The organism is Halomonas sp. SpR1 (genome assembly GCF_031010175.1).
Taxonomy (GTDB): Bacteria; Pseudomonadota; Gammaproteobacteria; order Pseudomonadales; family Halomonadaceae; genus Vreelandella.
On sequence record NZ_JAUAMB010000002.1, the window covers coordinates 50960 to 62879 of the forward strand.

11 protein-coding genes are annotated in these 11920 nt (G+C 56.6%); 8 read left to right on the top strand and 3 right to left on the bottom strand.

Annotated elements, in window-relative coordinates:
• Positions 1-36: 36 nt before the first annotated feature.
• From htpG to sixA, 3 genes are all read left to right on the top strand, one after another.
• On the top strand, positions 37-1971 hold the full coding sequence (gene htpG, locus QT231_RS01985) for a molecular chaperone HtpG (RefSeq protein ID WP_308335266.1): 1935 nt from the start codon (positions 37-39) through the stop codon (positions 1969-1971).
• Between the two features lie 110 nt (positions 1972-2081).
• Positions 2082-3212 (top strand): NAD(P)H-dependent glycerol-3-phosphate dehydrogenase, encoded by a 1131-nt coding sequence (locus QT231_RS01990; protein ID WP_308335471.1) that lies wholly within the window; start codon positions 2082-2084, stop codon positions 3210-3212.
• The gene (gene sixA, locus QT231_RS01995; RefSeq protein ID WP_308335267.1) at positions 3205-3687 is read left to right on the top strand and encodes a phosphohistidine phosphatase SixA; all 483 of its coding nucleotides are present in this window, start codon (positions 3205-3207) and stop codon (positions 3685-3687) included. Before QT231_RS01990 ends, sixA begins: the two co-directional genes overlap by 8 nt.
• Before the next feature lie 79 nt (positions 3688-3766).
• Here the strand turns inward: sixA and gatB are convergent, their stop codons facing one another.
• From gatB to gatC, 3 genes are all read right to left on the bottom strand, one after another.
• Complete coding sequence (gatB, locus tag QT231_RS02000) at positions 3767-5221, bottom strand: Asp-tRNA(Asn)/Glu-tRNA(Gln) amidotransferase subunit GatB (protein WP_308335268.1); 1455 nt, start codon at positions 5219-5221, stop codon at positions 3767-3769.
• The gene (gene gatA, locus QT231_RS02005) at positions 5221-6681 is read right to left on the bottom strand and encodes an Asp-tRNA(Asn)/Glu-tRNA(Gln) amidotransferase subunit GatA (RefSeq protein ID WP_308335269.1); all 1461 of its coding nucleotides are present in this window, start codon (positions 6679-6681) and stop codon (positions 5221-5223) included. The genes gatB and gatA overlap by 1 nt, the downstream gene beginning before the upstream one ends.
• A 95-nt stretch (positions 6682-6776) precedes the next feature.
• Complete coding sequence (gatC, locus tag QT231_RS02010) at positions 6777-7064, bottom strand: Asp-tRNA(Asn)/Glu-tRNA(Gln) amidotransferase subunit GatC (protein WP_022523948.1); 288 nt, start codon at positions 7062-7064, stop codon at positions 6777-6779.
• 229 nt (positions 7065-7293) lie between these two features.
• Between gatC and QT231_RS02015 the strand changes: the two genes are divergently transcribed.
• The 5 genes from QT231_RS02015 (at position 7294) to rng (ending at position 11918) form a co-directional block, all read left to right on the top strand.
• Positions 7294-8331, top strand: a complete 1038-nt coding sequence (locus QT231_RS02015) for a rod shape-determining protein (protein ID WP_007114671.1) — start codon at positions 7294-7296, stop codon at positions 8329-8331.
• 24 nt (positions 8332-8355) lie between these two features.
• Positions 8356-9318, top strand: coding sequence for a rod shape-determining protein MreC (gene mreC / locus QT231_RS02020; protein WP_308335270.1), 963 nt, complete (start codon positions 8356-8358; stop codon positions 9316-9318).
• Entirely contained in the window at positions 9318-9806 is a 489-nt protein-coding gene (gene mreD, locus QT231_RS02025) for a rod shape-determining protein MreD (RefSeq protein ID WP_308335271.1), read from the top strand. Before mreC ends, mreD begins: the two co-directional genes overlap by 1 nt.
• On the top strand, positions 9803-10384 hold the full coding sequence (locus tag QT231_RS02030) for a nucleoside triphosphate pyrophosphatase (protein ID WP_308335272.1): 582 nt from the start codon (positions 9803-9805) through the stop codon (positions 10382-10384). The genes mreD and QT231_RS02030 overlap by 4 nt, the downstream gene beginning before the upstream one ends.
• 70 nt (positions 10385-10454) lie before the next feature.
• The gene (gene rng / locus QT231_RS02035) at positions 10455-11918 is read left to right on the top strand and encodes a ribonuclease G (protein WP_308335273.1); all 1464 of its coding nucleotides are present in this window, start codon (positions 10455-10457) and stop codon (positions 11916-11918) included.
• The last annotated feature ends 2 nt before the right edge of the window (positions 11919-11920 follow it).

The window sequence follows — 11920 nt, forward strand, 5'->3', positions numbered from 1 at the left end:
GTACATGACTCAACGTGATTGATAAGGGCTAAGCGCATGACAACTGCTACCCACGAACAAGCGACTGATAAATCGGCTAACCACGAAGAAACGCTAGGCTTTCAAACCGAAGTTAAGCAGCTGTTGAATTTGATGATTCACTCCCTGTACTCCAACCGGGAGATTTTCTTACGCGAGCTAATTTCAAACGCGGCAGATGCTTGTGACAAGCTGCGCTACGCGGCGCTTGATAACGATGCGCTCTACGAAGGCGACAGCGAACTGCGTATCGAAATCGAGCATGATAAAGAGGCCAACACCGTCACCCTGCGCGATAACGGTGTGGGTATGAACCGTGAAGACGTGATCGCCAACTTGGGCACCATCGCGCGCTCCGGTACTGCCGAGTTTCTCAAGCAGCTTTCCGGCGAGCAGCAGAAAGATGCCAAATTGATTGGCCAGTTCGGCGTTGGTTTCTACTCAGGCTTTATTGTCGCTGATGAAATTACCGTGCGTACCCGCAAAGCGGGCACTGAAGCTTCCGAAGGCGTTGAGTGGCGCTCAAAAGGGGAGGGCGAGTTTACCGTTGCCGATATCGAGCGTGCTCAGCACGGCACGGAAATCACGCTGCACCTGAAAGAGGACGCCAAAGAGTTTGCCGACGACTATCGGCTGCAGGGCTTAGTGCGCAAGTATTCGGATCATATCGAAGTGCCCGTGCGCATGCCGAAAACCGAAACGGCCAAGGACGATGAGGGCAACCCCATCGAAGGTAGTGAAGTGACTACCTGGGAAACCGTTAACGAGGCGACGGCGCTATGGTCGCGTCCCAAGAGCGAGGTGTCCGACGACGAGTACAAGGCGTTCTATAAGCACGTTGCCCACGATTTTTCTGACCCGCTGACCTGGAGTCACAACAAGGTCGAAGGCAAGCTTGAGTACACCAGCCTGCTCTATGTGCCGGGACGCGCGCCCTTTGATCTGTTTGAGCGCGACGGTGCCCGAGGCGTCAAGCTCTATGTCCAGCGCGTGTTTATCATGGATGACGCCGAGCAGTTCCTGCCGCTCTACCTGCGTTTTATCAAAGGCGTGCTGGATACTCGCGAGCTGTCGCTTAACGTCTCCCGTGAACTGCTCCAGCAGGACCCCAAGGTCGACAAAATCAAATCGGCGCTCACCAAGCGCGGTCTGGATATGCTCAAGAAGCTGGCCAAAGATAAAGAGCAGTATCAGACTTTCTGGAATACCTTCGGTAGCGTATTGAAAGAAGGGCCGGGTGAAGACCCCTCCAACCGCGAGAAAATCGCTGGCTTGCTGCGCTTTGCCTCAACCCATAGCGATACGGCTGCTCAGGAGCATGCGCTGGCAGACTACGTTGAGCGCATGAAAGAGGGCCAGCAGAAGATTTACTACGTGGTGGCGGATAGCTTCAACGCGGCCAAAAACAGCCCGCACCTGGAGATCTTCCGCAAAAAAGGCATCGAAGTACTGCTGCTGTCTGACCGTATCGACGAGTGGCTGATGAGCCATCTCACCGAGTTCGACGGCAAAACCTTTGCTGATGTGGCCAAGGGCGAGCTTGACCTCGGCGATGTGGAAGACGAAGCAGAAAAGAAAGCCCAGGAAGAGACCGCCAAAGCCAAAGAGGATCTGGTCAAGCGTGTTAAAGAAGCGCTGGGGGATGGTGTTCAAGAGGTCAAAGTGACTCACCGCCTCACCGATTCACCGGCCTGCGTGGTGCTGCCAGAACATGAGATGGGCTACCAGATGCGCCGCATTATGGAAGCCGCTGGTCAGCCGCTGCCTGAAGTAAAACCGATTCTGGAGCTTAATCCAGACCATGCACTGGTGGCGCGTCTGGAGGGTGCTGAAGGCGACCTGTTTGGTCAGTTAGCGCATATACTGCTGGATCAGGCAATTATCGCCGAAGGCGGTCACTTGGACGACCCTGCCGCCTACGTGAAGCGTCTGAATAGCGTTCTGACGGCCTAATAATCTACGCTGCGCTAACGACGACGGCCCGCTTGGTTAACCCCAGCGGGCCGTCTGTTTTGATAGAGTAGAGTGATACGTTCTGCACTACTTCTTAGGACACTATTATGATGGCTGAGCAGCAAACCAACGGTGCAGTGCCCGCTCGCGTAGCGGTACTGGGGGGCGGTAGTTTTGGTACGGCGCTGGCGAGCATTGCCGCCGACAACGGCGCGCGGGTTCGTCAGTGGATGCGTGATGAGGCGTTGGTCATGCAAATTAATCAGGAGCATCGTAACGGCCGCTATCTGCCGCATTATGCTATGAATCCGGCCGTGGAAGCCTCGACCGATCTTCAAGCCGTGCTGGCTGACGCTGAACTAGTGCTGATCGCGATACCATCAAAGGCCTTTCGCAGCGTCGTGCAAGCGGCGAAAGCGTGGCTTAGGCCAGAGCAGATCCTGGTCAGTACCACCAAAGGGATCGAACAGGACGGCTTTCTGCTGATGAGCCAAGTGCTTGAGCAGGAGACGGGCTATAGCCACATTGGCGTGATTGCGGGCCCCAATTTGGCCTCTGAAATTGCCGATAAGCAGTTAACCGCAACGGTGATTGCCAGCGCTGACCCGCTAACGCGCACCCGCGTACAGCAAGTATTGGGCTGCCGTTATTTTCGCGTTTACGCCAGCGATGACCGCCATGGTGTTGAGCTAGGTGGTGCGCTGAAAAATATTTATGCGATTGCCGCCGGTATGGCGGCGGCGCTGGGCATGGGCGAAAACACCCGCAGCATGCTGATGACCCGCGCCCTGGCGGAAATGAGCCGCTTCGCCGTCGCCCAGGGGGCTAACCCGATGACCTTTTTGGGTCTAGCGGGGGTGGGGGATTTGATTGTTACCTGCTCCTCTAACCTGTCGCGTAATTACCGGGTCGGCTACGCCATGGGTGAAGGCCGCACGCTGGAAGAAGCGGTTGATGCCCTTGGTCAAGTCGCGGAAGGCGTGAATACCGTTAAGCTGGTATGCGCTAAAGCGAGTGAAATGGGCATTTATATGCCGCTGGCAGAAGGCCTCAATCATGTGCTGTTTGACGGCGTGCCTGCCCAGGAAATGGCGCGCACCCTGATGATGGGCGAGCAGAGCAGCGACGTAGAGTTTATCTTGCCTCGCGAAGCCGTACAGCAAGCCCATCGGGATCAATCTCATCACAACCAAGTTTCTAAGGATCAAGCTTCTAAAGACAGTGGAGGCAGGAATGGTTGATGTGTTGATTATGCGCCACGGCGAGGCCGCGCCGGGGTATCCTGACCAGGCGCGCCGATTGACGCCCCATGGTGAGCAGGAGGCCGAAAAAATGGCGCGTTGGTTGGCCGAGCGTGTGGCGGCGGGCGAGCTGCTTGTGCCGAGGGTTTATGCCAGCCCCTATGCGCGGGCGCAGCAAACCGCCCAAAGGCTCTGCGATGCGTTGGGAACGCCGCTTGAAACGCTGGATTTTATCACCCCAGATGACTCCCCCCGTGCGGTAAGCGACTGGCTACTTGAGCAGCCTGAGGGCGCGCCAATAATGCTGGTCAGCCATATGCCGTTGGTGGGAGAGTTGGCGGGGTTGTTGGTAGAAGGCAGCCCGGCGCAGGGGGTTGGTTTCCCTACCGCCGCCATCGCCGAGTTTGAGGCTGAGGTATGGGCGGCGGGATGTGCGCAGTTGAAGCGCTTTACCCAGCCCAGCCAGTTGCCCTAGTTCAGATTTGTGCCATTAAAAACGGCTGCCCAGGGCAGCCGCTATGAACTAGTAAGTTTCAGATCCGAATCGCCCCCTGTTACAACAGCGCGTCGAGTTTCTCTTTTAGCAAGCCGTTCACCTGCTGTGGGTTGGCGGTGCCCCGTGATGCTTTCATCACCTGGCCGACAAAGTAGCCGATCATTTTGCCGCGTTTTTCCGGCTCCGAGTCGCGGTATTGAGCGACCTGGGCAGGGCTGTCGGCGATTACCTGATCGATCATTGCCTCGATAGCGCCGGTGTCGGTCACCTGCTTGAGGCCTTTCGCTTCGATCACCTCATCAGCGCTTTCGCCCTGGCCATTCCACAGCGCTTGGAAGACCTCTTTGGCGGCTTTGCCGTTAATGGTGTCGTCCAGCACCCGGCTGATCAGCTCGCCTAGCTGGCGGGCAGAGATCGGGCTATTGGCAATGCTTAGACTTTCGCGGTTAAGCGCCCCTGAAAGCTCGCCCTGCACCCAGTTAGCCGCCTGTTTGGCATCGCCACATTCGCTATGCACGGCTTCAAAAAATTCGGCCATATCGCGGCTGGCGGAGATCACGTTGGCGTCATAAGCGGACAGCCCCAGCTCGTTTTGAAAGCGCTCGCGCTTATCCGCCGGTAGCTCGGGCAGTTGTCCGCGCAGGTGATCCAGATAGGCCTGATCGAGCACCACTGGCAGCAGGTCGGGGCAGGGGAAGTAACGGTAGTCGTTGGCCTCCTCCTTGGTGCGCATGCTGCGGGTTTCATCGCGATCCGGGTCGAACAGGCGGGTTTCCTGAACTACGCTGCCACCATCTTCAATCAGCTCAATCTGCCGCTCAACTTCAAAGGCAATCGCTCGCTCGACAAAGCGGAAGGAGTTGACGTTTTTAATCTCCGCACGGGTACCAAAGGCTTCTTGACCTTTGGGGCGTACCGAGACGTTCACGTCGCAACGCATGGAGCCTTCCGCCATATTACCGTCGGAAATGCCCAGGTAGGTCACGATGGAGTGAATCGCCTTGAGATACGCTGCGGCCTCTTTGGCACTGCGCATATCGGGCTCGGAAACAATCTCCAGCAGCGGCGTGCCCGCCCGGTTCAGGTCAATACCGGTCATGCCGTGAAAATCTTCATGTAGCGATTTACCGGCATCCTCTTCAAGGTGGGCGTGGTGAATGCGGATACGCTTGGTGCTGCCATCTTCCAGGGTAATCTCAACCTCGCCAGGGCCGACGATGGGGTGATACATCTGGCTGGTCTGGTAGCCCTTGGGCAGGTCGGGGTAGAAGTAGTTTTTACGGTCAAACACCGATACTTCAGCGATATCCGCATGCACTGCCAGGCCAAACTGCACGGCCATGGCGACGGCTTGCTCGTTAAGCACCGGCAGTACGCCGGGCAGGCCTAAATCCACCGCACACGCCTGGGTGTTTGGCTCAGCGCCAAACGCCGTGGAGGCGCCGGAGAAGATTTTAGAGCGCGTTGCGAGCTGAACGTGGACTTCAAGCCCAATCACGGTTTCCCATTGCATTAGGCGTACTCCTCGGCAAAGGCAGGACGTTGTAAGTGCCAGTCGGTCGCTTGCTGAAACTGGTGGGCGACGTTAAGCAACTGCGCTTCGGCAAAGTGGGTGCCCAGAATCTGCAGGCCAACGGGACGGCCGCCGACAAAACCCGCCGGTACGCTGATACCGGGGATGCCCGCCAGGTTCACCGCGATGGTGTAGATATCCTGCAGGTACATCGACACTGGGTCTTTTTTGGCGCCCAGGTCGAAGGCTGGCGTGGGTGAAGCGGGGCCCATTAGCACATCGACGTCTTCAAAGGCGTCCAGGAAGTCCTGACGGATCAAACGGCGCACCTGCTGGGCTTTGGTGTAGTAGGCGTCAAAGAAGCCTTCAGAGAGCGTATGTGTGCCGATTAGGATGCGTCGCTTGACCTCTTCGCCAAAGCCCTCCTCTCGCGAACGTTTGTACAGATCGATCAGATCGCTGGGATTGTCACAGCGGTGACCGAAACGCACGCCGTCGTAGCGGGAGAGATTCGAAGAAGCTTCCGCAGGGGCGATCACGTAGTAGGCAGGAATCGCGTAGTGGGTATGCGGCAGGCTGACTTCGCGCACGGTGGCGCCTAAAGATTCGTAGACTTTTACCGCCTCGCGGACGGCTTTTTCGACTTCGGGATCCAAACCATCGCCAAAATACTCTTTGGGGAGACCGATCTTGAGACCCGAGAGGGGGGCATTCAGGCCCTCCACGTAGTCGGGTACGCCGCGGGCAACGCTGGTGGAGTCGCGACCGTCATGGCCAGCAATGACACCCAGCAGGTGGGCGCAATCTTCGGCACTGCGCGCCAGCGGGCCTGCCTGATCAAGGCTCGAGGCGTAGGCAATGATGCCAAAGCGCGATACGCGGCCATAGGTGGGCTTTAAGCCGGTGATGCCGCAAAACGCTGCCGGTTGGCGAATGGAACCGCCGGTATCGGTGCCCATAGCGGCAGGCACCAAGCCCGCAGCCACCGCTGCAGCACTGCCGCCAGAACTACCGCCGGGCACTGCGGTGAGATCCCACGGGTTTTTGACCGGGCCGTAGTAGCTACTTTCGTTGGAGGAGCCCATGGCGAACTCATCCATATTGGTTTTGCCCAGGCTGATGGTACCCGCCGCGTTCAGTTTTTCCACGACGGTAGCGTTGTAGGGGGCGATAAAATTATCCAGCATTTTCGAGCCGCAACTGGTTTTCACACCCTGGGTACAAAAAATATCTTTTAGTGCCAAGGGGATGCCCGCCAGCCGCCCGGCGTTACCCGACGCTCGTGCATTATCGGCGACTTCCGCCTGTTGCAGCGCCTGCTCGGCGGTCACGCTGATAAAGCTATTCAGATGGCCGTCAGCTTTTTCAATGCGCTGTAAATAGTGAGCGGTCAGCTCGCGGCTTGAAAACTCACCGCTTTTTAGCGCGGCAGCGAGTTGCGTTAAGGTTTTCTCATACATGACCCAGAAGCTCCGTTCAGGGGAGAAAAAAAGGCAATAGTGGTGGCTTGATTAAATTTTCGTGTGTCGTTACTCAGCGTGCTTATTCACTGAGTCTATTCAACGACGCGGGGCACGAGATACAGGCCATTTTCCACTGCCGGAGCACAGCGCTGAAAAGTGTCGCGCTGGTTGGTTTCCGTTACTTCATCGGCGCGCAGTCGCTGGGTCGCATCAAGCGGATGGGCGAGCGGCGTAACGCCTTCAGTATCGAGGCTTTGTAGCTGGTCGACCATGTCCAGAATCCGGCTTAGGTCGTCTACAAAGCCGCTGGCTTGGTCATCGCTGACGGCGAGTCGGGCCAAGTGAGCAGCCCGGCGCACATGAGATTCTTCAAGCGCCATGATCGAGATTTCCTCGTTAACGTGATGGAACATAATCCGCTTTAAGCGGTATACATACCGATATCAAAAAAACGTCTTGTGTCGCAGACGTGGAAAATAGCCGCAAAAGGTACCACATCTTGACCTCAACGGGCAGTGTTAGGCGCGACTCGTGCTTGCTGCCAAGGGGTTGCGGTGATACCGTTTGCATCCGCACAGGGTTCCCGGTCTGCACTAGGTAACAACATCCATGTTTAAACGTTTGAGGGGGCTGTTTTCCAGCGATCTATCGATCGACTTGGGTACGGCCAACACACTGATTTATGTACGCGGTCGCGGTATCGTGCTCGATGAGCCTTCCGTGGTTGCTATCCGCCAATCTGGCAATATGCGCAGCGTCGCGGCAGTCGGTACCGATGCCAAGCGAATGCTGGGGCGCACGCCGGGTAATATTACCGCGATTCGGCCGATGAAAGATGGCGTTATTGCCGACTTCACCGTCACCGAACAGATGCTTCAGCACTTTATCCGTAAAGTCCACCAAAGCACCTTCTTAACCCCCAGCCCGCGTGTGCTGGTGTGCGTTCCTTGCATGTCAACGCAAGTAGAGCGTCGGGCGATTCGTGAGTCAGCAGAAGGTGCCGGTGCCCGCGAGGTGTTCTTGATTGAAGAACCCATGGCGGCGGCGATTGGCGCAGGCCTTCCGGTTGATGAAGCGCAGGGGTCGATGGTGGTGGATATTGGCGGTGGTACCACTGAAATCGCGATTATCTCACTCAATGGCGTGGTTTACTCCGAGTCTATTCGGGTGGGCGGCGACCGCTTTGATGAAGCGATCACCGCTTACGTGCGTCGTCACTACGGCAGTCTGATTGGTGAAGCCACTGCCGAGCGCATCAAAGAAGAGATCGGCTGTGCCTACCCCGGTGGCGAACTGCGCGAAATTGACGTGCGCGGTCGCAATCTAGCCGAAGGCATTCCGCGCAGTTTTACGCTCAACTCCCACGAAACCCTGGAAGCGCTGCAAGAAACCCTGGGTTCTATCGTGGCCGCGATCAAAAGCGCCCTTGAGCAGTCGCCGCCGGAATTGGCGTCTGATATCGCCGAGCGCGGCTTGGTATTGACGGGCGGTGGGGCACTGTTACGTGACCTGGACAAGCTGATCGCTGAAGAGACAGGGCTGCCGGTGATCGTTGCCGAAGACCCGTTGACCTGCGTTGCACGCGGCGGTGGTAAAGCGCTGGAGATGATTGATCAGCACACCTTTGAGTTGCTGTCGAGCGACTAATCGCAGCGGTTAATTGCGGGGGGATTGCCTATTAAACCGCTGTTTTCGCACGGGCCACTGCCGGGCTACCGGCTGTTTTTCTGCGTCTTGGCTGCCAGTGCATTGATGTTTGTCGACCTGCATTTTACGCGCATGGAGCAAGTGCGTGCGCAAATGTCGATGGTCGTTGCCCCAATTCAATGGGTTGTTAGTGTGCCTAGCGACCTGTTGAATTGGGGATCGCTAGCGCTCTCCGATCAACAGGCATTGGTGGATGAAAACCGCCGCCTGCGCGAGCAGATTCTTACCCTTTCTCATCGTGGTCAACGGTTAGCCAACCTGACCGCGGAAAACAGCGAGCTGCGTGAACTGCTGAAAGCGGCTAAGCGCCGTGATATTCCCTATATCACGGCTGAACTGCTGTCGCTGGATAATGACCCCTTTAGCCATCAGATGGTGGTTAACCGTGGCCATCGCAATGGCGCCTATGTGGGTCAGCCGGTGATTGATGCCTCGGGTTTGGTGGGGCAAATTACCGCGGTCTCTGCCTACTCCAGCCGGGTATTGTTGTTAGCCGATGCCAGTCATGCTTTGCCGGTTCAGTTAAATCGCAATGGGCTGCGCTTTATCGTCCAAGGGGCGGGGCGTTACAGCAGCGTTAATGTGATGTACGTGCCGGATACGGCGGATATTCGCGAGGGCGATTTACTCACCACATCAGGCTTGGCCGGGCGCTTTCCTCCGGGTTACCCGGTGGCACGTGTGACCGAGGTCTATCACGATCCCGGTCAGCCTTTTGCGCGCGTGACGGCCGAGCCCATGGCACAGTTACAGCGTTCACGTCACTTCTTACTGCTTTTTCCGCCCCCGCGAGCAGAGGTGGATGAACACGCCTGGGATGAGACGCTGGATATCTCATCAGAGGCTTTAAACTCTTCGCTTCAGCTCTCCGCAAACCCAGGCAGGGCATTGCCCGAACAAAATACATCACCCCAAGAGGTGCCCTGATGCCGCGCGCACCGATTGTTCCGCTAGTGGTTGTTTGGCTTAGCCTGCTTCTGGCGTTATGTTTGCAAGTGATGCCGCTAGCCGATGGTTGGCAGGTATACCGCCCCGAGTGGTTGGGGCTTATGCTCATCTACTGGTGTATGCGGACTCCCGACAGGGTCGGTGTTTTTCATGGCTTTGTGCTGGGTATTTTAATGGATTTGATTGAAGGCACTGCGCTGGGGCAACATGCGCTCATCTACGCGCTTCTGGCATTTCTGTGTGCCCTGGTCTATTCCCGTTTTCGGGCCTACTCGCTGGTACAACAGTCGGCACTGGTGCTGGTGCTGCTGGGGTTGATGCAATTAGTCGCCCAGTGGCTGCGCACTATCGTGGGTGACTTTTCGATTCATTTAGCCTTTTTAATACCTGCGCTGATCAGTGCGTTGCTATGGCCGTGGCTAGCGACGATGTTTCAAGCCTTAGAACGCCGGTTGGCCGCCTCATGACCGCGCCTGTTTTATGCTTGGCGTCTGCGTCTCCCCGTCGGCGGGACTTACTCGCATCTATTGGTGTGCCGGTTACGGTTCACCCTTGTGATATCGATGAAACACCGCTGGTCGGTGAGTCGGCTCAAGCCTATGTGCAGCGCTTAGCGGTTGCCAAAGCCGAGGCGGCTGCCCCATTAACCGATCTGCCTACGCTAGGTTCAGATACCGCTGTGGTGGTCGATGGGCGTATTCTAGGTAAACCGGCAGATTTTGATGAGGGTGCCGAGATGTTGCGGCTGCTTTCAGGGCGATGCCACGAGGTGCTTACCGCTGTGGCGGTGAGTGGGCCAGAAGGGATGCTCTCCTGCTGCGTGTCCACCCAGGTGACCATGCGTGAGATAAGCGCAGACGAAATCGCAATTTACTGGCGCACCGGCGAGCCCGCCGATAAAGCTGGCGGCTACGCAATACAGGGATTAGCCGCCATATTTGTAAAACAGATTCAAGGCAGTCACTCGGCAGTGGTAGGGCTACCGCTGTTCGAGACGACGCACTTGCTATGCCGACAGGGAATTCCTATCTGGCAGCGCGTTTAACGCCCTAGAATAGAGGGTGTCGACGCCTGTATCGCTGGCAAGGAATACGTCAACCAACAAGGAATTTTGCATGAGCGGTGAAGTTCTCATCAATTTAACGCCAATGGAAACCCGCGTCGCGCTGGTGGAAAATGGCGTTTTGCAAGAGGCACTGATTGAGCGTTCCCGCCGGCGTGGCATCGTGGGCAATATCTACAAAGGCAAAGTGGTTCGCGTGCTGCCTGGTATGCAGGCTGCCTTTGTTGATATTGGCTTAGAGCGGGCGGCGTTTATTCATGCCCACGAAGTGATGCCGCCCGGCACACCGCTCGATGAGCAGCAGACCATCGGCCAGTTGCTTCATGAAGGACAGGCGCTGGTGGTGCAGGCCACGAAAGACCCCATTGGTAGCAAGGGCGCGCGCTTAACCACGCATCTATCGATCCCTTCCCGCTATTTGGTGTATATGCCGGATTCGCCGCATCATGGCGTTTCGCAGCGCATCGAGGATGAGCGTGAACGCGAGCGGTTAAAAGCCCTGCTGGATAGCAGCGTGGCGGAACAGACGCTGGAAGTGACGGGGGGCTTTATTGTTCGTACTGCCGCAGAAGGTGTAGGCGACGAAGAGCTGGCAAGCGATATGCATTTTCTGCTGCGGCTATGGCGCAAGGTCAGCGAGCGTAAGGTTACCGCGACACCACAAAGCGTGATTTATGATGATTTGCCGCTATTTATGCGCACTCTGCGCGACGTGATGCGTGACGATATTGAAAAAGTGCGCATCGATTCGCGGGAAAATTTCGTCAAGCTGGTAGAGTTCGCAGAAGAATTTATGCCCGATGCGGTTGAACGGATTGAGTACTATCCTGGCGAGCGGCCCATCTTTGATCTCTACAGCGTCGAGGACGAGATTCAGAAAGCCTTGGGGCGCAAGGTGCAGTTGAAATCAGGTGGCTATCTGGTGATTGATCCTACCGAGGCAATGACCACCATCGATGTCAATACCGGTGGATATGTCGGCCATCGCAACCTTGAAGAGACCATTTTCAAAACCAACCTTGAGGCGGCCACGGCGATTGCCCGCCAGCTTCGGCTGCGCAATCTGGGTGGCATTATCATTATCGACTTTATCGATATGGTTGATGTTGAGCATCAGCGGCAGGTGTTACGTGTACTCGAGAAAGCCCTAGAGCGCGATCACGCCAAAACCAAGTGTACCGGTGTCACCGAGCTTGGCCTTGTTCAGCTTACCCGTAAACGCACCCGGGAAAGCCTGGAGCAAACGCTCTGCGAAGCCTGCCCGACTTGTAGTGGGCGAGGGACGCTTAAAACCCCAGAAACCGTCTGCTACGAAATTTTTCGTGAGATTCTGCGCGAAGAGCGCGCCTATAGCGCTGAAACCTACATGGTGCTTGCATCGCAGCCGGTCGTTGATCGTCTATTGGATGAAGAGTCAGCCGCGGTGGCCGACCTGGAGACGTTTATCAATAAAACCATTCGTTTTCAGGTTGAGCAGCACTACTCCCAAGAGCAGTACGATATTGTGCTGATGTAACT

Bases quoted from the DNA above. Each gene is read 5' to 3' on its own strand.
- QT231_RS02030 (WP_308335272.1), top strand. From the start codon at position 9,803: ATGACCGCGCCTGTTTTATGCTTGGCGTCTGCGTCTCCCCGTCGGCGG.
- sixA (WP_308335267.1), top strand. From the start codon at position 3,205: ATGGTTGATGTGTTGATTATGCGCCACGGCGAGGCCGCGCCGGGGTAT.
- QT231_RS01990 (WP_308335471.1), top strand. From the start codon at position 2,082: ATGGCTGAGCAGCAAACCAACGGTGCAGTGCCCGCTCGCGTAGCGGTA.
- rng (WP_308335273.1), top strand. From the start codon at position 10,455: ATGAGCGGTGAAGTTCTCATCAATTTAACGCCAATGGAAACCCGCGTC.
- gatB (WP_308335268.1), bottom strand. From the start codon at position 5,221: ATGCAATGGGAAACCGTGATTGGGCTTGAAGTCCACGTTCAGCTCGCA.
- mreD (WP_308335271.1), top strand. From the start codon at position 9,318: ATGCCGCGCGCACCGATTGTTCCGCTAGTGGTTGTTTGGCTTAGCCTG.
- htpG (WP_308335266.1), top strand. From the start codon at position 37: ATGACAACTGCTACCCACGAACAAGCGACTGATAAATCGGCTAACCAC.
- QT231_RS02015 (WP_007114671.1), top strand. From the start codon at position 7,294: ATGTTTAAACGTTTGAGGGGGCTGTTTTCCAGCGATCTATCGATCGAC.
- gatA (WP_308335269.1), bottom strand. From the start codon at position 6,681: ATGTATGAGAAAACCTTAACGCAACTCGCTGCCGCGCTAAAAAGCGGT.
- gatC (WP_022523948.1), bottom strand. From the start codon at position 7,064: ATGGCGCTTGAAGAATCTCATGTGCGCCGGGCTGCTCACTTGGCCCGA.